This window comes from Sphingomonas melonis, from assembly GCF_013409985.1.
Classification (GTDB): domain Bacteria; phylum Pseudomonadota; class Alphaproteobacteria; order Sphingomonadales; family Sphingomonadaceae; genus Sphingomonas; species Sphingomonas melonis_A.
This window is the reverse complement of the sequence record NZ_JACCBY010000001.1, coordinates 696,922-719,546: the sequence shown is the minus strand read 5'-3', so window position 1 is coordinate 719,546 and position 22,625 is coordinate 696,922. Positions and strand designations below refer to the sequence as shown.

12 protein-coding genes are annotated in these 22,625 nt (G+C 69.8%); 7 read left to right on the top strand and 5 right to left on the bottom strand.

The window, feature by feature from the left end:
- Positions 1-229: 229 nt before the first annotated feature.
- The 3 genes from HD841_RS03585 to HD841_RS03575 are packed head-to-tail and all read right to left on the bottom strand — an operon-like array spanning position 230 to position 5,378.
- On the bottom strand, positions 230-1,993 hold the full coding sequence (locus tag HD841_RS03585) for a DUF885 domain-containing protein (protein WP_373562919.1): 1,764 nt from the start codon (positions 1,991-1,993) through the stop codon (positions 230-232).
- Positions 1,990-3,015, bottom strand: a complete 1,026-nt coding sequence (locus tag HD841_RS03580) for an Ldh family oxidoreductase (RefSeq protein ID WP_179507491.1) — start codon at positions 3,013-3,015, stop codon at positions 1,990-1,992. The genes HD841_RS03585 and HD841_RS03580 overlap by 4 nt, the downstream gene beginning before the upstream one ends.
- On the bottom strand, positions 3,012-5,378 hold the full coding sequence (locus tag HD841_RS03575; protein ID WP_179507490.1) for a glycoside hydrolase family 127 protein: 2,367 nt from the start codon (positions 5,376-5,378) through the stop codon (positions 3,012-3,014). Before HD841_RS03575 ends, HD841_RS03580 begins: the two co-directional genes overlap by 4 nt.
- Positions 5,379-5,525: 147 nt before the next feature.
- On the opposite strand from HD841_RS03575, the gene HD841_RS03570 reads away from it, so the two are divergent.
- Positions 5,526-8,231, top strand: coding sequence for a DUF5695 domain-containing protein (locus tag HD841_RS03570; protein ID WP_179507489.1), 2,706 nt, complete (start codon positions 5,526-5,528; stop codon positions 8,229-8,231).
- A gap of 9 nt (positions 8,232-8,240) precedes the next feature.
- Here HD841_RS03570 and HD841_RS03565 read toward each other — a convergent pair whose 3' ends face one another.
- Complete coding sequence (locus HD841_RS03565) at positions 8,241-9,236, bottom strand: cupin-like domain-containing protein (RefSeq protein WP_373562918.1); 996 nt, start codon at positions 9,234-9,236, stop codon at positions 8,241-8,243.
- Positions 9,233-9,904 carry a SapC family protein gene (locus HD841_RS03560; RefSeq protein WP_257015189.1) on the bottom strand — a complete coding sequence of 224 codons (672 nt, stop codon included), beginning with the start codon at positions 9,902-9,904 and terminating at the stop codon, positions 9,233-9,235. The genes HD841_RS03565 and HD841_RS03560 overlap by 4 nt, the downstream gene beginning before the upstream one ends.
- A 247-nt stretch (positions 9,905-10,151) precedes the next feature.
- Between HD841_RS03560 and HD841_RS03555 the strand changes: the two genes are divergently transcribed.
- The 6 genes from HD841_RS03555 to HD841_RS03530 all read left to right on the top strand — a co-directional run bounded on the left by HD841_RS03555 (position 10,152) and on the right by HD841_RS03530 (position 22,207).
- Positions 10,152-13,220, top strand: a complete 3,069-nt coding sequence (locus HD841_RS03555; RefSeq protein WP_257015188.1) for a TonB-dependent receptor — start codon at positions 10,152-10,154, stop codon at positions 13,218-13,220.
- Positions 13,221-13,281: 61 nt separating this feature from the next.
- A complete protein-coding gene (locus tag HD841_RS03550) occupies positions 13,282-14,823 on the top strand; it encodes a tryptophan halogenase family protein (protein WP_179507487.1) in 1,542 nt (513 codons plus the stop codon).
- A 17-nt stretch (positions 14,824-14,840) separates the two neighbouring features.
- A complete protein-coding gene (locus tag HD841_RS03545) occupies positions 14,841-16,784 on the top strand; it encodes a sialate O-acetylesterase (RefSeq protein WP_179507486.1) in 1,944 nt (647 codons plus the stop codon).
- 30 nt (positions 16,785-16,814) lie between these two features.
- Positions 16,815-19,481, top strand: coding sequence for a glycoside hydrolase family 3 C-terminal domain-containing protein (locus tag HD841_RS03540; protein WP_179508079.1), 2,667 nt, complete (start codon positions 16,815-16,817; stop codon positions 19,479-19,481).
- Positions 19,478-21,373, top strand: coding sequence for an NPCBM/NEW2 domain-containing protein (locus HD841_RS03535; protein ID WP_179507485.1), 1,896 nt, complete (start codon positions 19,478-19,480; stop codon positions 21,371-21,373). The genes HD841_RS03540 and HD841_RS03535 overlap by 4 nt, the downstream gene beginning before the upstream one ends.
- A 90-nt stretch (positions 21,374-21,463) precedes the next feature.
- Positions 21,464-22,207 (top strand): FadR/GntR family transcriptional regulator, encoded by a 744-nt coding sequence (locus HD841_RS03530; RefSeq protein ID WP_179507484.1) that lies wholly within the window; start codon positions 21,464-21,466, stop codon positions 22,205-22,207.
- Positions 22,208-22,625: the final 418 nt, after the last annotated feature.

The following is a 22,625-nucleotide window of genomic DNA, read 5'->3' as shown; positions in this document are numbered from 1 at the left end:
AATGGCGGCGGCGAGGTTCGATCGGTTCCCTGCCATACCCGTCACCCCGGACTCGTTCCGGGGTCCACCGGGCCGCAAGGGAATGGTGTCGCCTCAGGCCCTTCTCCTCGCCGCGGGGTGGGGCCCGGAACAAGTCCGGGGTGACGGGGGGAGTTTGGCGCGCGCGGGGCAAAAGCAATGCCCCTATGCAATCGCCCGGGATACTCGAAAGGCCCGTCGCTGACCGCCCTCAGCGGTCCTCCGCGGGATACGGCCCCTTGCCCCCCTCGGCGATGAACGCATCGATCCGGCGGTCGAGCTCGGGCATCGGCACCGATCCCAGCGCCAGCACCGTGTCGTGGAAGGCGCGGATGTCGAAGCGCGGGCCGAGCGCGGCCTCGGCGCGGCGGCGCGCGGCGACGATCGCCAGTTCGCCGGTATAATAGCTCAGCGCCTGCCCCGGCCAGGCGATGTAGCGGTCGACCTCGGTCTCGATCTCGTGATCGGCGAGCGCGGTGTTCTCACGCAGATAGGCCTGCGCCCGCGCGCGGCTCCAGCCCATCGCGTGGATGCCGGTATCGACCACCAGCCGCGACGCGCGCCACGATTGGTAGCTCAGCATGCCGAACAGGTCGTAGGGCGTCTCGTACATCCCCATTTCCTCGCCCAGCGCCTCGCAATAGAGCGCCCAGCCCTCGCCATAGACCGACAGATAGGTCTCGCGGCGAAACGCGGGCAGGTCGCGGTTCTCGGCTGCGAGCGGCATCTGGAAGGCATGGCCCGGCGCGCTTTCGTGCAGAGTCAGCGCCGGCAGCGCATACAGCGCGCGCGACGGCAGGTCGTAGGTGTTGACCAGATAGACGCCGGGGCCACCCCGGCCGCTGGTGTAGAAGGGCGCAAGATCGGCGGGCACCGGCTTGATCGCGAAGCGGGCGCGCGGCAGCCGCCCGAAATAGCGCGCCGCCTTGCCGTCGAAGCTCTTGGCGATCCACGCGGCGCGGTCGAGCAACGCCTGCGACGTCTTCGCGTAGAAGCGCGGATCGCGCCGCAGCATCGCGAGAAAGGCGGGCAGGTCGCCCGTGAAGCCGACCGTCGTCATCACCTGCTGCATCCGCGCCCGGATGCGCGCCACTTCGGCGACGCCGATCGCATGCACCTGCTCCGGCGTCTGGTCGCGCGTCGTATATTCGGCGACCTTGGACTGATAATAGGCGCGGCCATCGGGAAGGTCATAGGCGGCGAGCGAGGTGCGGGCGCCGGGGATATACTCGTCGCGCAGGAAGGCGAGCAGGCGGCGATGCGCCGGCACCACCGCGTCGCGGAGCGCCGCCAGCGCCTCGGCGCGCAGCTTGGCCTGGGTCGCGGCGGGCATCGTCGCGGGCATCGTGCGGAACGGGGCGTAGAAGGGCGACGCCTCCCCCGCCCCCGCCGCGACCACCTGCGCCACGCCGATGTCGCGTCCGGTCAGCGTCACCTTGGGCGGCGTGAAGCCGCGCGCCAGTCCGGCGCGCATATTGGCGATATTCTGGTCGAAATAGCCCGGGACGGTGCGCAGCATGTTCAGATAGCGCGCATAATCCTCCGCCCGCGCGAAGGGCTCGCGCGCCTGATCGGCAAGGTCGCTCCAGAAGCTCGAATCCGAGGTGAGCGGCATCTCATAATCGCGGAACCGTTGCGCGGCGAGCAGGGCGCGGATCTGCTCGGCATAGACGCCGTAATCGACCCGCGCCGCCGGCGACAGCGCCGCCGGGCGGATCGCGGCGAGCGCCGCGGCGGTCTGCGTCCAGCGCGCCAGCTTGGCCGCCTGCGCGGCGGGGCCGACATCGGGCAGGCTGCGCGCGCTGCCCTTGTCGTCGTCCTCGCTCGGCGGCAGCTGCTGCTTCCGCCACGCATATTCCGCGGTGTAGAGCGCGCGCAGCCGCGCATCGGCAGCACCGACGCCGGCGTCGGTGCCGGACGCTGCGGCAGCCGGCGCCGCGAGCAGCGCGAGCGCGACGATCCATGCCGGCCTCACGCCTCCGCCCCGATCGCCATGATCTCGGCATGCAGCGCAGCCGGCACGACCACGCCCTCCGACAGGCTGTGCGCCCGCGCCGCATAGCGCCGCGCCGAGGGCAGCCGTGCCCCCTGCGCCTCGATCGCCGCGAACATCGCCTCGGCGCGCGCGAGATGCCCGGCGGTCTCCGCCCCGAGGAAGCCCGCGGGATCGATCGCGACGATCAGCTCGCCGCCCACCGGCGAGCCGCCGCGCCCGCCATCGACCGCCAGCGATTCGCGACTGGTCAGATCGCCGATCAGCGGCCCGGCGAGCAGCTCGACCATCGCGGCGAGCGCGGAGCCCTTGTGGCCGCCGAAGGTGCGCATCGCCCCGTCGAGCACCGCTTCGGCATCGGTGGTCGGCGCGCCATCGGCGTCATAGCCCCAGTCGTCTGGCACCGGCAGGCCGGCGCGGCGATGCAGTTCGATCTCGCCGCGCGCCACCGCGCTGGTCGCGAAGTCGAAGACGAACGGATCGCGGCCCGGTCGTGGCCAGCCGAAGGCGATCGGATTGGTCCCGAACACCGGCTGCGTGCCCCCCGCCGGCGCCACCCAGGCATGCGACGGCGTACAGGCGAGCGCGACCAGCCCTTCGCGCGCCAGCGTCTCCACCTCCGGCCACAGGGCCGCGAAATGGACGACATGGTTGAGCGCCAGCGCCGCGATGCCATGCGCGCGCGCCGCCTCGACCAGCGCCGGCAGGCCGCGCGCGAAGGCGAGCTGGGCGAAGCCGCCGCCGCCGTCGACGCGGACCAGCGCCTTGCCCGGCCGGCTGACCACCGGCACCGCATCGGGCACCACCACGCCCGCCTTCACGCTCGCCGCGGCGACCAGCAGCCGGTAGATGCCGTGGCTGGCGCAGCCGTCGCGCTCGCCGGCGACCATCGTCTCCGCCACCGCCTCGGCATGATCCTCGGCCAGCCCGACCGCGCGCAGCTTGGCGCGGGCGAGCGCGCGCAATGCGGCAAGCGTCATCGGCACGCCGGCGCGTTCGGTCATACGGTCTCTCCCGGTCTGGCGGTATAGATGCGCAGGCCGAATACCGGCCCGGCGGTGCTGCCGTCATGCGGCACGATGCGGATGCGCACCTTGGCCTTGCCGCGGGTCAGCGCCTCGGGCAGCGGATAGGCGACGTCGAAGAAGCGCCCCGGCGCGTCGTTGTTCAGATGCTGGGTCGCGACCTTGACGGAATCGACGAGCACATCGAACTCGCGCGGCCGCTCGCCGCCCCAATAGCTCGCCTGCAACAGCAGCGGTCCCGGCTTCACCGCCATCGTGCATTCGAACCAGCCGCCCGATCGCGCATCGCGCCCGGTACGCCCGCGATAGGTCACCGGATAGGACGACGCGCTGGTCAGGCCATGGTCGCGCTCGGGCTGCATCTCGCCGAGGTGCATGACGTCGACCGATCGCGCGGCGACGTCGCGCAGGCGCGCCTGTTCGGCGGTGAAGTTCGCCTCCTCGCGCGCCCATTCGGCCGCATCGAAGCGGCGGAAATAGACCGCGCTCCGCCGGCGATACTGGCGATAGAAGGGCACGATGGCGCGGTCGCCGGGCCGCAGCACGCCGCGCGTCGCATAGCGTGCCGCGGCAGCATCGGTGGCGACGAAGCCGGCGAGCAGATCGCCGCCGACCAGCGCGGGGTCGGGATCGTCCCACGGCGTCTCCGCCGCACCCAGGTCTGCGGCGAGCACCAGCGGCCCGCGCAGCACCGCCACGGTGCGCGCATCGCCCGGTGCCGGCTCCAGCCGCAGCGCGAGCGGCAGCGTGATCGCGATCCGGTCCCCCGCCCGCCACGCGCGCGTGACCACGGCATAGCCGTGCGCGACAACGGGCGTCACCGGCTCGCCGTTGACCGTGACGCGCGCGTCCCCGCCCGCCCAGCCGGGTACGCGCAATGCCACCGCGAAACGGCCGCGGCGCAGCCGGGTGAAGGTCAGCGTCGCCTCCGGCTCGAACGGATAGCGCGTGTCCAGCGTCACCTGCGCGCCCCGCGTCGCCCAGTCCGCATCGGCCGGCGTGTAGAGATTGACGTAGAAGGTGCCGTCGCCCCCCTCCCAGAAGATCGAATCGCCATGTTTGGCATGGCTCTCCATCCCCGATCCGACGCAGCACCAGAAGGCATCGTCGGCGCTCGTCGAGAACTCGCGCGCCGCGCCGCTCATCAGCGGCGTCATATAGGTGAAGCCGCCGGTCGCCGGGTCCTGCTGCGCCATCACATGGTTGAGGTGCGCGCGCTCGTAATAGTCGAACAGGGCGCCGTCCGGCTGCCACGCCCACAGATGCCGCGTGAGCTTGAGCATATTGTAGGTGTTGCAATGCTCGCAGGTCTGCTCGGTGATATGCTCCGCGATCGTGTCGGGCGCGGTGAAATATTCGCGGTCGGCATTGCCGCCGATGACATAGCTGTGATGCGCGACCACCGCGTCCCAGAAGGTGCGCGCGGCGCGCGCCGCCGCGGGATCGCCGCCGCTCACCTCGTGCAGCCGGGCGAGGCCGATCAGCTTGGGCACCTGCGTATTGGCATGGAGGTTGGCGAGCCGGTCCTCGCCGCGCGCGAGCGGATCGAGCACCTTGTCGTCGTGGATCAGCCGCGCCATCCGCAGCCAGCGCGGCGCGCCGGTGCGGGCGTACAGCTCGGCATAGCTTTCGTTGAGCCCGCCATATTCGCAGCCGAGCACCGTCTGCACCTGCGCCGGGCTCAGCGCCGCGAACACGCGTTCGATATAGCCCGCCAGCCCCTCCGCCACCGCGAGCGCGCGGGCATTGCCCCAGGCCTCATGCACGTCGAGCAATCCGGCGAGCCATTTGTGAACGGTGTACAGCGGCGACCATGAGCCGTTGAGATCGAACCCGCCCGAGGTGATCTCCCCGCGCGCGATCTCGGTGAAGATCGCCTCGCCGTCGACGATCGCGCCGTCCTTGGTCTTGCGCCCGAGCGCGCCGACATAGCCGGTGCCGCGCTTCGCCTGCGCGGCGGCGATCTCGTCGACGATATAGTCGGCGCGCCGCCGCATCTCGGCATCGCCGCCCTGCTGCCAGGCCAGGACCAGCGCGCTGAGATAATGGCCCAGCGTATGGCCGGCGATCGTATCGCTCTCCCACCCGCCATAGATCGGCGCCTTCGGCGTCAGCCCGGCATAGAGGCGGACGTTGTGCAGCAGCCGGTCGGGTTCGAGCCGCAACAGATAGCGCCGGTTGACCGCCACCGCCGTCGCCTGGTCGGACGGCCGCAACCGCACCGCGCCGAGCGGCAACGGCCGCGCCCGCACCACCGCGTCGCCCGCCCCGACCGCAGCCCCGGCCCGCCCCCCGACCGCCAGCGCCGCCGCCCCCACCATCATCTCACGCCGCGATACCATCACCCTTACCCCTTTGCGGTATACGATCATGGCGTCGGCAAGTGTGTCAATCGCTTGCGCCGATATTGTATACGAAGTGATCGCCGGGTACCGATCCTGTGCCGTGTCGCCATCTCCATTGGCGGCGCCTTGATCGAAGAGGCCTGCATGCTTCGCTCCCGCCTGTCCCCGCTCGTCGCGCCCGGTCTGCTCGTCCTGCTCCTGGGTGCAGCGCCGGTTGCGGAACGGACGCCGTTCGCGGTGGGAGCGCTGCGGGGCGAGCTGCGCTCCGATACGCAAACGCTGGCGCGGCTGTCGCCGGTGGCGGAGCCGGGGTTCAGCTTCGTCCCGACGGCCCGCGAGGCGGAGCGGGCGGGGGACGGCTACAATCATGTCGGCGACATCGACATCCGCCTGCGCAGCGCGGGCGGGCCGTGGCGCGATTTCGGCTCGGCGCATCGCCGTCGCCCGATCCGGCCGCTGCCCGCCGGGCGGGGCACGATCGCCGCCGCCGACATCACCGCCAGCATGGGCGACGGCATCCCGCTGTCCGTCGAGCGGCGCTGGCTGACCGACGGCGGCGCGCTCGGCCTGCGCTTCCGGCTGACCAACCGCTCGGCGGCGCCGGTCGAGATCGGCGGGCTCGGCATGCCGATGGCGTTCGACAATATCATCACCGGCCGCGACCTCGACCAGGCGCATGCGCAGGCGAGCTTCGCCGACCCCTATATCGGCCGCGACGCCGGCTATCTTCAGGTGACGCGGCTCAACGGCCAGGGGCCGGCGCTGCTCGTCCTCCCCGGCCGCGGCACGCCGTTCGAGGCCTATGCGCCGCTCGCCGATGCCGCCGACGCGCCCGCCGGCAGCGTCTTCACCGAAAGGACGCCGCGCGAGCAGACGTTCGAGGGCTTCTACGACTGGCTGGTTCATTCGCGCGGCTTCGTCGAGCGCGAATGGCGCGACGCCGGCGAACAATGGAACGTGCCGACCAGCCGCACCCTCCCGCCGGGCGCCAGCGTCGAGATCGGCCTGCGCCTCGTCAGCGCGCGGTCGATCCGCGCGATCGAGCCGACGCTGATCGCGCAGCATCGCCCGGTCGCGGTCGGCATCCCTGGCTATGTCGTGCCGACCGACCAGCCCGCGACGCTGTTCCTCCGCGCGCCCGCCGCGATCACCGCGATCGAGAGCAGCCCCGCGGGCGCGCTGGCGGTGCGCCGCGACGGCGCGGTCCACGGCTGGACGCGGCTTGCGGTCACCAGCCACGGCTTCGGCCCGGCGCGGCTGACGCTGCGCTACGCCGACGGCCAGCGGCAGACGGTGAGCTATTACGTCACCCGCCCGCTCGACGCGACGATGGCGGCGCTTGGCCGCTTCGCGACGACGCGGCAATGGTATGAGGGCAAGGGCGATCCGTTCGGCCGCTCGCCGGCGATCCTCACCTACGACCATGCGGCGCAGCGCATCGTCGACATCGAGCCGCGCGTGTGGATCGCCGGGATGAGCGACGAGGGCGGCGCGGGCAGCTGGGTCGCGGCGATGATGAAGCAGCTCGACCATCCCGAGCCGGGCGAGGTCGCCAAGCTGGAACGGCTGGTCGACGAAACGGTGGTCGGCCGGCTGCAGGTCGCCGACGGGCCGCATGCCGGCGGCGTGCGCAAGAGCCTGTTCTATTACGATCCGGCCCGCTTTCCGACGCTCTATCGCGATCCGGCGCAATGGAAGAGCTGGACGGCGTGGACCGCCCGGCAGGCCGCCGACCTCGGCCGGTCGTACAATTACCCGCATGTCGCGATCGGCCATTGGGTGCTCTACCGGCTGGCGCGCAACCATGACGGGCTGGTGCGGCGGCACGACTGGCGTTGGTATCTCGGCTGGGCGCAACGGACGATCGTCGCGATGATGCGCGACGCGCCACATTACACGCAGTTCGGCCAGATGGAGGGCAACGTCTTCCTCGACATCCTGGCCGACCTGCGCCGCGAGGGGATGACCGCCGAGGCGGACACCGTCGAGGCGCTGATGCGCCGCCGCGCCGATCATTGGGCGGGGCTGCGCTATCCCTTCGGCAGCGAGATGGCATGGGATTCGACCGGCCAGCCGGAGGTGTACGACTGGCTGCGCCATTTCGGCTACGACCGGCAGGCGGTGCAGACGCGCGAGGTGATCCTGGGCTACGATCCCACGATGCCGAGCTGGGGCTATAACGGCAACGCCCGGCGCTATTGGGACTTCCTGTACGGCGGCAAAGATCCGCGCATCGAGCGCCAGATCCATCATTACGGATCGACCAACAACGCGCTGCCGCTGTTCGAGTCCTTCCGCCGCGATCCCGCCGACCTGCACCTGCTGCGCGTTGCCTATGGCGGGCTGATGGGTGGCATCACCAATATCGATACCGACGGCTTCGCCTCCGCCGCCTTCCACGCCTGGCCCGACCGGATGCGCTGGGACCCATATAGCGGCGATTATGGCATGGGCTATTTCGCGCATGCCTATGCGGTGGCGAGCTATCTGGTCGACGATCCGACCTTCGGCTGGCTCGGCTTCGGCGGCGCGGTGACGCGTGCGCGTGGCAGCGTGACGATCCGGCCGCGCGACGGCGCGCGCACGCGGCTGTTCGTCGCGCCCGCCGGCCAGTGGATCACGCTGGAGGCGGGGCGGATCGCCGCAGCGCGTTACACGCCGGCCACCGGCACGATCGCGCTGACGCTCGATCCCGCCGACGCGCACACGCCCCTCGCCCGGCTGTTCGTCACCCGCACCACCGCGCGCGGCCGCGACTATGCGCCGTCGACCGGCGTGGCGGAGCGCGGCGGCGTCACGATAGGACTGACGTCCGCGCCGACCGAGGTGGTGCTGCGCCCGCTCGGCTGACGGCGCGGCTCAGCCGCCGCGCAGCAGCCGCATCACCAGCGCGCGCAGCCGGCCACGGCTTTCCGGCTGGCCGTCGAGGATGCCGTGCCTGGCCGGCGGCAGGAAGGCGAGCGGATGCCTCTCCGGCCGGAAGACATAATGATCGAACCATGAACGCCACGCGGCGCGCTCGGCGGCGGGCCGCTCGGCGATCGCGATCAGCGCCAGCATCATCGCGGTATAGGGCTGGTCCGGGCCGTCGGCGAAGCCGTCCCACCAGAAATTGACCAGCACGTTGACCGCGCCGATCGCCTCGACCTGATGCCACCATAATTTGGGGACGTAGAGCGCGTCGCCCGGCTCCAGCTCGACCACCAAGGCGCGGTCGCGGACGCGCTCGAAACGCGGGAACCGCGGATCGCCGGGCGCGCTGCCGACCGCCAGGGCGACCGGCTGCCCCGCCATCGTATGATCGATCGGCCCGACGTACAGATCGGCGATCGCGTCGGGCGGGAAAAGCGTGAACCGCCGCCGCCCCGCCGCGACGCAGGCGACATTGTCCATCGTGTCGTAATGGCATGCGACGGTCGAGCCATGGCCGATCCAGAGGCGCGGGCGCACCGCCGGCGGCACGAACGGCAGCCGCACGACCTGCTCGATGCCCGGAAAACAGGTCTCCGCAGTCAGCGACCCCATGTACAGGCTCGGCGCGTCGGGCTGGCCGGCGGTATCGAGGATGCGCGCCAGCGCCTCGCGGAACGGCAGCGTGCTGCGGGTGAAGTTGAACCCGGCAAGCCCCTCGTCATAATGATAGCGCGCGCCGATCGCCGGCGGCCCGACGAACATCTCCGCCGATCGCCCCGCATCGAAGGCGAGCAGCGCCGCGACCACCGTGTCCTGCCCGCCCGCGAGCATCGGCCAGTGCCGCGCTGCGCCGCGCAGGACGACCGGCGCGCCCGCGGTCATCACGGTCGCGCGGAACGCCTCGGGATCGGCCAGCGCGCACGCCGCCGCCGCTTCGATCACAGCGCCGCCGCCGCGAGCCGGTCGTTGTGGATCCGGCCGAGCGTGCGCAGATGGCGGACCGACCCGGTCTGCGCATAAGCGAGTTGCAGGTCGCCGTTGCGGAACAGCGCCAGCGCCGCCGCATCGGACAGCGCATGCAGCGCGTCGAGGCTGACCGTGTAGAGGCCGTCGAGCCGCAGATGCCGGCCGTCGTCGAACTGCATCGAAACGTCGATCGGCTCGAGCAATCCATGGTCGAGGAAGCGGCGGATGACCGCATCGGTGGCAGGAATACCCTGATCGAGCACGTGCAGCGCCTGCTGCACGCGCCTGAGCGCCGGTGCCGCCTCGCCGGTTGGCTCGAACAGCGCCTGCCCCTCGCCCGCGGCGAAGACGGCGTGGTCGCGATCGATCACCACCTGTCCGTCGGCGATGAAGAAGCCCTGCCGCTCCAGATCGGCGGGCCGATAGTCGGACAGCCGCCCGGTTGCGGTCATCAGGTTGCGCCCCGGCTCCAGCCCCATGACGACCCCAGCGTAGAAGGCGCCGGTATCGGGATGTTTGGTGAAGAGGATCGGATAATAAGGCGCAGCCTTCAGGAATTCGTCGGCGACGATCTGGGCGAAATGACGCTCACCGTCGCCGCTGCGTGACAGCCGCAACGCGGCATGATCCGCGCTATTCAACATCTGCCAATCCGGCATCCACCCCTCCGATCGTTTGCGCCGTGTTAGCGCTAGAGATCGCACAGCCGACCGGCGCTGCATAGCGGGTGATCACTCTTACAAATGCTTGCAAACACCCGCTGTTTGCGTATTGTGAGCGCTACCGTTCCGGATCGGTGAGGGTGCGATGCACCCGAATCGGCAGAGAAACAGAGCAGTCGCTCGCACCCCCGCAAGAAGGGGTAGCGCGACATCATAGAGGGGATGCTGAATGCCTACGACCATGCGCGCTCGTGCCGGAGCCCGCACCTTCCGCCGAATCCATGTCCTCGCCTGCGCGACCAGCCTGGCGACCTTCGCCTGGGCCGCTCCCGCGCTCGCCCAGGACCAGGGCAATCTGCAGAACAGCACGACCAGCCAGCCCGCCGCGCCGCAGCCGGCGGTGCCCGCCACCACCAACACCACGACCGCCTCGGAAGCCGGCCAGCCGCAGGATGCGGCGACCGCGCAGGACGTGTCGCAGGGCAACAGCGCCGAAGGCCCCGGTGACGATATCGTCGTCGTCGGTCTGCGCGGCTCGTTGCAGCGCAACCTCGACCTCAAGCGCACCTCCTCGGGCGTGGTCGATGTCATCTCCGCCGAGGATATCGGCAAGTTCCCGGATTCGAACGTCGCCGCGTCGCTCCAGCGCCTGCCCGGCGTCTCGATCCAGCGCTCGGGTTCGCGCGGCGAGCCGACCGGCATCACCGTCCGCGGCTTCGGCGGCGACTTCAACACGACGCTGTACGACGGCCGCCGCATCTCGACCGCGACCGGCGGTCGCCAGATCGACTTCAGCACCGTCGGCGTCGATTTCATCGGCCAGCTCAGCGTCCTCAAGACGCCGGACGTGTCGCTGTCAGCCAACTCGATCGGCGCTACTGTCGACATCCAGTTTCCGAAGCCGTTCGACCATCCCGGCTTCCGCGTGGCGGCCACAGGCTCGGGCTCGATCCAGGATCGTTCGGGCAAGATCGTGCCGACCGGTGGCTTGCTGGTCAGCAGCACCAACGCCGACGAAACCTTCGGCGTTCTTGCCGACGTGATCTATACCAAGCGTGATACCGATACCAACCGCGTCTATGTGTCGGGTTGGCCCGGCGGTAATTACGCGCCCTGCCAGCTTGCCGGCAGCACCGGCGCCTGTGCGCCGACCAGCGATACGACGTCCCCGGCGTACGCCAATCCGGCCAATCGCAAATCATTGACCGGTTGGTTCCCGCAGCAATATGGCGCCGAGCAGCAGCGCGTGCAGGATGAGCGCGTCGATGCGCGCATCGCCCTGCAATACCATCCGTCCGACGACCTGATGCTGACGATCGACAACAATTTCTCGCGTCAGACGATCACCCAGGAAAATTACGCGTTCGGCGTCTGGTTCAACCAGGGCGACCTGCGCAACGTGACGCTCGACAAGAACGGCACGGCGACCGACTTCACTCAGGCCGGCACGCCGACCGACTTCACCTCGGCGCTGAACAAGCAGGTTCTGCAGACCAACCAGACCGGTCTCAACGTCAAATATGATGCGACCGACAATCTGACGCTGGAAGGCGACGTGTCCTACGCGAAGAGCTGGCTCAATCCAGGCGACGTGATCGGTAGCCGCAATGGCGACATTGGCTACGGTAGCGCGCTGGGTAACAACCTGCGCTTCAACGTCACCGGAGACAGCAAGAACTCTTTCCCGACGATCAGCAACTTCGGCCCTGCCGGCAACAGCGCCGCCTGGGCGGACCAGTCGCTGATCGGCAGCCACGTTGCAGTCAACCAGACGCAGCACAATACCGACGAACTGGTACAGTTCCGTGGCAACGCCACCTGGAAGCAGGACAATGTGACTCTGAAGGCCGGTGGCCAATATTATCAGGACACGTTCAACTTCCGCAACCAGAGCACCTTCGTCAACAACTTCTGGCAGGCTTACGCCGGCTACGGTGCACCGTCCGGGGGCACGGCCGGCATCGCCCCGATCCCCGCGAGCCTGTATCAGGGCTCAATCGGCCTCAACGACTTCATCCCCGGCTTCAAGGGCAGCCTGCCCCCGTCGGTCTTCGTGTTCAGCCCGGTGGCCTACCAGAACTACCTTACCAGCCTTGGCAATCCGTCGGCGCAGACTGTCCCCGGCTTCAACTACGGCAACGTCAACGGCTTTACCGGAACGTTCGATGAGGCGGTCGATCCGGGCAGCATCCAGCGCGTACGCGAGCGGACGTGGTCGCTGTACTTCAGCGCCAATTTCAAGACCGAGATCGGCAGCCTGCCCTTCACCTTCAATGCGGGCATCCGCAACGAAGTGACCAGCCTCGTCTCGACAGGTCAGGGCCGACTGCCGATCTACTTCCAGACGAGCACCGCCGACAGAACGCTGCTGACGATCCCCTCGCCGGCGCCGGGGGTGCCCGATGGCTACACGCCGGTGCAGCCGAATACGGTCAAGAACTCCTACTCGTATCTGCTGCCGAGCTTGGACGCGAAGCTGGAGCTGACCGACAATCTGATCGTGCGCGTCGATGCGTCGCGCACGTTGACCCGGCCGACGCTGAATCTGCTTAACCCAGTGCTCAACGTGGGCAGCGGACAGCGTATCGGCGCCCTGTCAGCGAGCGGCGGCAATGCCACGTTGAAGCCATATCTCTCGGACAATTTCGATCTTGGTGCGGAATGGTATTATCGCCGCAACTCGTATCTGTCGGTCAATTTCTTCCTGAAAAACGTCAGCAACTTCATCGTCGGCGGCGTGACCCGTCAGGCGATCAACGGCGTGATCGATCCGACGACGGGCGTGCTGGCGAGCTTCGCCGTGTCGCAGCAGGTCAACGGACCTGACGCGACGGTGCGCGGCGTCGAATTGGCGTGGCAGCAGGTATTTGGCGAAACCGGCTTCGGCTTCCAGGCCAACGCGACATTCGTCAACACCAACCGGCCCTATGACGACAAGAACGTGTCGCAGACCGGCTTTGCGGTGACGGGGCTTGCCAATTCGGCCAATTTCGTCGGCTTCTACGACAAGTCTGGGTTCCAGTTCCGTGCGGCGGTGAACTGGCGCGACAAGTATCTGCTCCAATTTGGGCAGAACCAGAACACCGGCTCCTATGGATCGGAGCCGACCTTCGTCAACCAGAGCTTCCAGATCGATCTGACGACGAGCTACGACGTGACGAAGAACTTCAGCGTCTTCGGCGAGGCGCTCAACGTCAACAACAACCAGCAGAGCACCCACGGCCGCTATTCCAACCAGCTGCTCGACGTGTTCGATTACGGTCGCCGGTACACGGTCGGCGCCCGCTACCGCTTCTGATCCTCCCCCGGCGGAGCGCGACGTCGGTTGCGCTCCGCCATGTTTGCGAACACGCAAAGCCATGCACCAGATCAGGAACATCGTCATCGTCGGCGGCGGCACCGCAGGGTGGCTGACCGCGGGGGTGATCGCCGCCCGCCATCAGGGCCAGCGCCCGCACGGCTTCACCGTCACCCTCGTCGAATCCCCCAACGTGCCGATCATCGGCGTCGGCGAGGGCACGTGGCCGACGCTGCGCAGCACGCTCAAGCGGATGGGCGTGTCGGAAACCGAATTCTTCCGCCAGTGCGACGCCTCGTTCAAACAGGGCGCACGCTTCAACCGCTGGACGACCGGCGCAGCCGACGACGGTTATTACCACCCGCTGATGCTGCCGCAGCAGTTCGGCAGCGTGAACCTCGCACCCCATTGGCTATCGGAGGATGGCGGCGCGAGCTTCTGCGACACGGTGACGCCGCAGGGCCGGATTTGCGACGCGGGCCTCGCCCCCAAGACGATGGCGACCCCCGAATATGAGGGGCAGGCGAATTACGCCTATCACCTCGACGCCGGCAAATTCTCGCAGTTCCTCCAGCGGCATTGCTGCGAGACGCTCGGCGTGCGCCACATCCTCGCCGACGTGACCGAGGTGCATAAGGACGCGGGCGGCGACATCGTCCGCCTCGACACCGAACAGGGGATCGCGATCGACGGCGACCTGTTCGTCGACTGTACCGGCTTCGCCGCGCTGCTGATCGGCAAGGCGATGGGGGTGCCGTTCCGCAGCTGCACCGACACGTTGTTCTGCGACACCGCGCTGGCGATCCAGGTGCCTTATGCGCAGCCCGACGATCCGATCGCCAGCCACACCATCTCCACCGCGCAATCGGCGGGCTGGATCTGGGACATCGGCCTGCCGACGCGGCGCGGCGTCGGTCATGTCTTCTCGAGCAGCCATATCGACGTCGACGTCGCCGAACGCGAACTGCGCGCCTATATCGGCCCCGCCGGCGACGACCTCCCGGTGCGCAAGCTCGCGATCCGCGCCGGCCACCGCACGCGCTTCTGGGAGCGCAATTGCGTCGCGGTCGGGCTGGCGGCGGGCTTCCTCGAACCGCTCGAAGCCTCGGCGATCGTGCTGATCGAACTGTCCGCCAAGATGATCGCCGAGCAATTGCCGCCGTGCCGCGAGGTGATGGACGTCGTCGCGCGCCGCTTCAACGACACGACCGATTATCGCTGGGGCCGGATCATCGACTTCCTCAAGCTCCATTATGCGCTGACGCAGCGGACCGACACCGACTTCTGGCGCGACAATGCGCGGCCGGAGACGATTCCCGACCGCCTCCGCGGTCTGATGGAGCTGTGGCAGCATCAATCGCCCTGGCTGCACGACGAATTCGATCGCGCCGAGGAGGTCTTCCCCTCCGCCAGTTACCAATATGTCCTGTACGGCATGGGCGCCCGCAGCGCGGTGCTGCCCGGCACGACCGACGCGGACGCCGAACTCGCCCGCCGCGCGCGCCGCGAGACTGCGGTGCAGACGCAGCGCATGGTCGCCAGCCTGCCGCGCCACCGCGACCTGATCGAACGGATCGTCCGTCACGGCCTGCAACCCATTTGACCCGGAAAGACCAGCCCATGCGGACGCTTGCCCTCGCCTCCTGCGCCCTCGTCGCGCTCGCCTGCGCCACCCCGGCCAGCGCGGCGCCGCGGCTCGACGGCGTGCTGTCCGATCATGCGGTGATCCAACGCGACCAGCCGATCGATCTCGCCGGCGAGGCGGCGGCGGGCGAGACGGTGATGATCACCCTCGCGGGCCGCACCGTCACCGCCAAAGCGGGGCGCGACGGCCGGTTCGCGGCGCGGCTGCCGGCGCTGCCCGCCGGTGGCCCCTATGACCTGACGATCGCGGCGGCGAGCGGCGCGGCGGTGATGCGCGACATCCTGATCGGCGACGTCTATCTCTGTTCCGGCCAGAGCAACATGGAACTGGCGGTCGCCGACGCGCAGACGCTCTTCCCCGACGCGCATCCGCCGCTCGACGACCAGTTGCGGCTGCTCACCATCGCCAAGGTCGCCGCCCCCGCGCCGCTCGCCCGCTTCGATCAGGCGCCGCACTGGGTCGCCGCCGACGGCAACACCGCGCAGACCTTCTCGGCGGCCTGTTTCTACATGGTGCAGGCGCTGCGCCGCACCGCCAAGGTGCCGATCGGCGCCATCCATTCGAGCTGGGGCGGATCGCGGATCAGCGCCTGGATGAGCGCACCGGCGCTGCGCGCGTCCAACATGGGCGATGCCGCCGACCTGCTCGCGCTCTACGCCCGCGATCCTGCCGCCGCCAACCGCCGCGCCTCGGCGATCTGGGAGGATTGGTGGCGCGCCGGCTCGGGCGACGCGCGTGGCGGCGAACCGTGGCAGGCCGATGCCGCGCTCGACTGGAAGCCGGTGCCGGCGATGACCGCGTTCGAAACCTGGGGCGTACCCGACCTCGCCGATTACAACGGCATGATCTGGTATCAACGCACGATCGAGGTGACGGCGGAGCAGGCGCGCGGTCCCGCGACATTGGTGCTCGGCATGGTCGACGACGCCGATCGCACCTGGGTCAACGGTATCGGCGTCGGCGGCAGCAGCCTCGCCTCGCAGTCGCGCGTCTATGCCTTGCCCGCGGGCACGCTGAAGGCGGGGCGTAACGTCATCACCGTCAACGACGACGACGTCTACGCTTATGGCGGCATGCTCGGCCCGGCCGAGACGATGCGCATCACCTTCGCCGACGGCAGCAGCCAGCCGCTCGGGCGCGACTGGCGCTACGCCGTCGCCAGGCGCCTCGCCGGCGCGGCGCCGCGCGTGCCGTGGGACGATATCAACGGCGCCGGCACGCTCTACAATGCGATGATCGCGCCGCTCGGCACGATGCGGCTCGCCGGCATCGCCTGGTACCAGGGCGAATCCGACACCGGCATCCCCGGCTACGACCGCCGCCTCGCCGCGCTGATCGCCGACTGGCGCAGCCGCTTCGCCAGTCCGCAGGCGGCGTTCGGCGTCGTCCAGCTCTCCTCCTACGGCATCCCGGCCACCGCGCCCACCGACAGCGGCTGGGGCAGCGTCCGCGATGCGCAGCGCCGCGTCGCCGCCGCCGATCCGCGCGCGGGCCTCGCAGTGGCGATGGACATCGGCGACGTGCTCGACATCCATCCCGGCGAGAAGCACGAGGTCGGCCAGCGGCTGGCCCGCGTCATGCGCGCCATTGTCTATGGCGAGCGTATCGCCCCGTCCGGCCCCGCGATCGCCGGCGCGAGCCGGGCGGCGGGCGGCGGCGTCAGCTTGCGCTTCGACGGCGTCACCGGCGCGCTGCACGCGCGCGGGTCGGACCGCGCGATCGGCTTCGAACTGTGCGACGCCGCGCCCGGCACCTGCCGCTATGCCAGCGGCAGCGTCGCCGGCACGACGGTGACGCTGCCCGGCGACGGCAAGCCGGTGACGCGCGTCCGCTACGCCTGGGCGGAGTCGCCCGCGATCAACCTTGCCGACGACGCGCAACTGCCGGTCGGCACGTTCGAAATGCCGGTGACACGATAAGCGGCAACCAGGCCGCAAGGGGAGACGATGATGGCGATCACGATGCGGGCCGCAGGCCTGGCCACGGCGGGCCTCGCGCTCGCGCTCACCCCGGTGCTGGCGCGCGAGCCCGCCGCGCCGTCGCGGCAGGCGGCGACCGACCCCGCGCTCCGCATGGCGTCGGCGCTGGTCGCGAAGATGACGATCGAGGAGAAGCTGCCGCAATTGCTCAACGTCGCGCCGGCGATTCCGCGGCTGAATGTCCCGGCCTACAATTGGTGGACGGAATCGCTGCACGGCGCGCTGGGCGCGCGCAACACCACCAACTTCCCCGAGCCGATCGGCCTCGCCGCCAGCTTCGACGCGCCGCTCGTCCATGACGTCGCCGGCGCGATCGGCACCGAGGTGCGCGCGCTGCACACGCTCGCGCGCCAGACCGGGCGGGTTGGCCATATCGGCACCGGTCTCGACACCTGGTCGCCCAACATCAACATCTTCCGCGATCCGCGCTGGGGCCGCGGGCAGGAGACCTATGGCGAGGATCCGTTCCTCACCGCAACGATGGGCGTCGCCTTCGTCCGCGGCATGCAGGGCCCTAACCCCGACCGGCCGCAGGTGATCGCCACGCCGAAGCATTTCGCGGTCCACAGCGGTCCCGAAGGCACCCGCCACGAGGCGAACGTCTTCGTCTCGGCGCACGATCTCGAGGACACCTATCTCCCCGCCTTCCGTGCCGCGATCGTCGAGGGGCGCGCGGGATCGGTGATGTGCGCCTACAACCGCATCGACGGCCAGCCCGCCTGCGCCAGCGACCTGCTGCTCAAGGAGCATCTGCGCGGCGCCTGGGGCTTCACCGGCTATGTCGTCTCCGACTGCGACGCGGTGAAGGACATCGCCGACAACCACAAATATGCCCCCGACGGCGCCACCGCGGTCGCCGCGGCGATGCGCGCCGGCGTCGACAGCGAGTGCAACAATGCGACGATCGGCGACACCGCCGGGCTGGAGGACCGCTATCGCGAGGCGCTGCGCCGCAACCTGATCACCGCAGGCGACATCGACCGCACGCTGATCCGCCTGTTCGCCGCGCGCTATCGCAACGGCGACCTGCCCGGCCTCGCCGGCGCGCCCGCGGCGGTGCCGGTCAGCGCGATCGCCAGTCCGGCGCATCGCGCGCTGGCGCTCGCCGCCGCGGAACGCTCGATGGTGCTGCTCAAGAACGACGGCGCGCTGCCGCTGCGCGCCGGGACGAAGGTGGCGGTGATCGGCCCGCTCGGTGACGCGACCCGCGTGCTGCGCGGCAATTACTCTTCGCCGCTGTCGGGGCCGCCGGTGTCGCTGCTCGACGGCCTGCGCACCACGCTGGGCGCGAGCCAGGTGACGTTGGTGCCGTTCGGTGAATCGATGACCGATGGCGACCGTATCCCGACCAGCGCCTTGCAGACGCCGGACGGCAAGCCCGGCCTGCTCGCGCGCTATTTCAACCCGGCGACGCCGCTGCCCGCGCGCTACGCCCCGGGCACGCGCGAGAAGACGATCGCCGCGGTCAGATATCAGGCCGAGCCGGTCGCGACGCGGATCGAACCCGATGTCGGCGACCGCAATCTCGACCTCGCCCGCGTCACCGACGTGCATCGCACGATCTGGACCGGCTTCCTCGTCCCGCCCGAGACCGGCACCTATCGCGTCGGCCTGTCGGGGGCGGGCGGCACGCTGGAACTCGACGGCCGCACCCTGTCCGACCGGCGCAAGGCGCGCTGGAACGACCTGCCCGGCATGACCACGGTCAGGCTGACCGCCGGCCGCCGCTATCCGATCACGGTCGAGGGCAGCGGCATCGACCTCGTCTGGAAGCGCGTGTCCGACGCCCCCGCTGCCGAGCTGAAGCGCGCCGCCGCGACCGCCGACGTGCTGGTCGCGGTCGTCGGCCTCACCTCCGACCTGGAGGCGGAGGAGACCGGCGTCACCGTTCCCGGCTTCGCCGGCGGCGACAAGACGACGCTCGACCTCCCCGCCGACCAACTCGCGATGCTCGATCAGGCGCGCGCCACCGGCAAGCCGATCATCCTCGTCGCGATGAACGGCAGCCCGATCAACCTCGCCTGGGCCAAGGCCAATGCCGCCGCCGTGCTCGAGGCCTGGTATCCCGGCGAGACCGGCGGCCTCGCCGCCGCCAACATCCTCACCGGCCGCACCAACCCCTCGGGCCGCCTGCCGCTGACCTTCTACCGCAGCGTCGCCGATCTGCCGCCGTTCGGCGATTATGCGATGACGGGCCGCACCTATCGCTATTTCACCGGCACGCCGGTCTATCCGTTCGGCCACGGGCTCAGCTACACCCGCTTCGCCTACGGCCCGCTCACCGTCACGCCAGCGCGCGGCGGCGCGGAGACCGGGCTGCGCGTCACCACGCGGCTGACCAACACCGGCGACCGGCCGGGCGAAGAGGTGGCGCAGCTCTATCTCGGCTTCCCCGATCAGCCCGGCATGCCGCGCGTCGCGCTGCGCGGCTTCCAGCGCGTCACGCTGCGCCCGGGCGAGGCGCGCACCGTCACCTTCGACCTGTCGCCGCGCGATCTCAGCTCGGTCGCCGTTGACGGCACGCGCGCGGTCGCGGCAGGCACGTACCGCGTCACCGTCGGCGGCGGCCAGCCCGGCACCGCGCCCGGCAGCACCGCCACCTTCGCCGCGCGCCAGTCGCAGGAGTTGCCCAAATGATCGTCCGTTCGACCATCCTTGCCGGCCTGTCGCTCCTCGCGCTCGCCAGCGGTGCGCAGGCGGCGGACCGCGATCCGCTCGCCGCCACCGGCCGCTGGAGCGCCAATGCCAATGGCCACGCGCCGACCCCGCCGATGGGCTGGAATTCGTGGAACGCCTTCAACAGCGACGTCGACGAGGAAAAGGTGCTCGCCTCCGCGCAGGCGCTGCTCGACACGAAGCTCGCCGATCTCGGCTATCGCTACGTCAATATCGACGACGGCTGGTGGCTCAAGCGGCGCCAGCCGGACGGGCGGATGCTGATCCGCACCGATCATTTCCCGTCCGCCGCGACCGGCGGCGACCCGAGCTTCCGCCCGTTCACCGACAAGCTCCACGCGATGGGGCTGAAGGCGGGGATCTATTCCGACATCGGCCGCAACAGCTGCGGCCAGATCTACACGCCCGACTTCAAGAACCAGCCCGAGGGCAGCGTCGCCGAGCGCGAGGTCGGCCTGTACGGCCATGTCGATCAGGACATGAAGCTCTACTTCGGCGACTGGAATTTCGACTTCATCAAGGTCGACGCCTGCGGCATCCGCGGCCTGCCCGCCGATGCGCCGCGGGTTCGCTCGGGGCTGTACCGCGCGCTGCCGCCGCTGGTCGACATGCAGTCGCTGGGCGGCTCCGACGTCGCCGGGGTGCGCCGCCTGTACGAACAGGTCGGTACCGCGATCCGCACCCATGCCGGCGACCGGCCCTATGTCTTCTCCTTGTGCCTGTGGGGCGCGGGCGACGTGCGCGCCTGGGGCAAGGATGTCGGCAACAGCTCGCGCACCAGCGACGATATCCAGCCGGTCTGGTCGCGCATGCTCACCAACTTTGATACGGTGACGCACCGCCCGCTCTACGCGCATCCGGGATCGTGGAACGACCCCGACATGCTGTTCGTCGGCACCGGCGATTTCGACGCCGCGCATGCGGTCGAGGCGCGCTCGCATTTCGCCTTGTGGGCGATGGTCAACGCGCCGCTGATCATCGGCTACGACCTGCGCAAGCTCACCCCCGAACAGCTCGCGATCTTCGGCAACGCCGATCTCGTCGCACTCAACCAGGACCCGGCGGGCAATCAGGCGGTGCTCGCCTATGATTCCGACGAGGTGCAGATCTTCGCCAAGACGCTTGCCGACGGCAGCAAGGGCGTGGCGATCTTCAACCGCACCGCCCTGCCCGCCAAGGCGATCCTCACCGCCGACCATCTCAAGCTGGCGAAGACCGCCGACGTGCGGCTGCGCGACCTGTGGAGCAAGCAGGACAGCCGGTTCCGGGGCGAGCTGGCGCTGACGCTCGCGCCGCACGAGACGCGCGTGTTCCGCGCCAGCGGCACGCGGCGGCTGGCCAACGGCCTCTACCTCTCCGAACAGACCGGCCGGGTGAATCCCGCCGCCGACGGCGTGGTGACGCCGCAGCCCGATCCCACCATTCACCATTCGCTGACGCCATGGACCGGCACCCGCGGCCCCGGCGATCACCCGCAATATGGCGGCTGGGGCGGCGCCGAGGCCGACCGCGCCCCTTATGGCAAGCTGATGCGCGTCGCCGGCAAGGACTTCGACACCGGCATCGGCGTGCTCGCCAATTCGCGGCTCGAGGTGCGCAACGCGGGCTTCACGCGTTTCACCGCGCAGGTCGGGGTCAACGATTCGGGCCAGCGCCAGGCGGGCACGATCACCTTCGAAGTGTGGGGCGACGGCCGCCTGCTGGGCAAGTCGCCGCCGATGGCGTTCGGCATGGCCGCCGCACCGTTGCAGGCGAACGTCGACGGCGTCACGATCATCGAACTCGTCGCCCGCGCCGGCAACGGGCAGGTGGCGCAGCCCGCCAGTTGGGGTGAGGCCGCGCTGATCCGCTGACCGAGCAGGGAACCGCGACCTTGGTCGCTCATTGACTTATCCCATTGATAAAGGCCTTGTCTGTTGGTGCCGACCGATGAAGAAACCAGCATGGCAGCGCTGCCCGAACCGGTGCCGAGCACCCGCAAACCCGGGCGCCGGCTGCGCGGCGCCGTCGCCAACAAGCTCGGCATCGCCATCCTGTCGGGCGAATACCGCCCCGGCGACGTACTGACCGGCGAGGTCGCCGCGGCCGAGGCGCTCGACGTCTCGCGCGGCGCCTATCGCGAGGCGGTGCAGGTGCTCACCGCCAAGGGGCTGGTCGAAAGCCGCCCCAAGACCGGCACGCACGTGCTGCCGCGCGAACGCTGGAACCTGCTCGATCCCGACGTGCTCGCCTGGGCCTTCGCCGGCGAGCCCGACCCGCGGCTGATCCGCAGCCTGTTCGAACTGCGGCTGGTGATCGAACCCGCCGCCGCCGCGCTCGCTGCCGAGCGCCGCACGCGCGCCGACCTGACGCGGATGGGCGACGCGCTCAAGGGCATGCGCCGCCACACGCTCGCCACCGCCGAAGGGCGCGCCGCCGACCGCGACTTCCACGACGCGCTGCTGCACGCGACCGGCAACGACGCAATGGTCGTGCTCGGCGCGTCGATCGGCGCCGCGGTCGCCTGGACGACGCAGTTCAAGCAGCGCACCCGCGCGCTGCCCCGCGATCCCATCCCCGACCACGCGCGCGTCTATGACGCGATCGCCGCGCGCGACGCCACCGCCGCGACCGCGGCGATGCAGGTGCTGGTCGATCTCGCGCTCAGCGACACGCGCAACGCGATGCCCGCCGAAACGCGGGTCTGAGGGCGCCTTACGCGCCTCATACGCGCGGTTTATCCACCCCCGTTGGTGCTAGACGGGATCGGCATCCAAGCTTTGGAGATAACGCCGGCACCGGCAGGGCAAGGCTATCGTGTGGACGTTCGCTTGAGTCCGCCGCCTCCCAATCCCACCCCGTCACCCCGGACCTGTTCCGGGGTCCACTCTGCGGCGAGGGGGAAGGCTCGATGGGCCACCATTCCCCCGTGGCCCGGTGGACCCCGGAACGAGTCCGGGGTGACGGATAGGAGGAGGACGCCGACACGAACCTCATCACCGGAAGCCATAGGCGATAGCCCTTAACCCGACGGGAGAGGAATTGGCCTGGATGTCGATCCGGCCCAAGCCTGTCGAAGCACCCTGGGTCCCACCGGCCCTTCGACAGGCTCAGGGCGAACGCTCG

What these genes read in the sequence shown, in the direction of transcription:
- HD841_RS03570 (WP_179507489.1), top strand. Translation starts at nt 5,526, where the DNA reads ATGCTTCGCTCCCGCCTGTCCCCGCTCGTCGCGCCCGGTCTGCTCGTC.
- HD841_RS03560 (WP_257015189.1), bottom strand. Translation starts at nt 9,904, where the DNA reads ATGTTGAATAGCGCGGATCATGCCGCGTTGCGGCTGTCACGCAGCGGC.
- HD841_RS03580 (WP_179507491.1), bottom strand. Translation starts at nt 3,015, where the DNA reads ATGACCGAACGCGCCGGCGTGCCGATGACGCTTGCCGCATTGCGCGCG.
- HD841_RS03545 (WP_179507486.1), top strand. Translation starts at nt 14,841, where the DNA reads ATGCGGACGCTTGCCCTCGCCTCCTGCGCCCTCGTCGCGCTCGCCTGC.
- HD841_RS03550 (WP_179507487.1), top strand. Translation starts at nt 13,282, where the DNA reads ATGCACCAGATCAGGAACATCGTCATCGTCGGCGGCGGCACCGCAGGG.
- HD841_RS03530 (WP_179507484.1), top strand. Translation starts at nt 21,464, where the DNA reads ATGGCAGCGCTGCCCGAACCGGTGCCGAGCACCCGCAAACCCGGGCGC.
- HD841_RS03575 (WP_179507490.1), bottom strand. Translation starts at nt 5,378, where the DNA reads ATGGTATCGCGGCGTGAGATGATGGTGGGGGCGGCGGCGCTGGCGGTC.
- HD841_RS03540 (WP_179508079.1), top strand. Translation starts at nt 16,815, where the DNA reads ATGGCGATCACGATGCGGGCCGCAGGCCTGGCCACGGCGGGCCTCGCG.
- HD841_RS03555 (WP_257015188.1), top strand. Translation starts at nt 10,152, where the DNA reads ATGCCTACGACCATGCGCGCTCGTGCCGGAGCCCGCACCTTCCGCCGA.
- HD841_RS03535 (WP_179507485.1), top strand. Translation starts at nt 19,478, where the DNA reads ATGATCGTCCGTTCGACCATCCTTGCCGGCCTGTCGCTCCTCGCGCTC.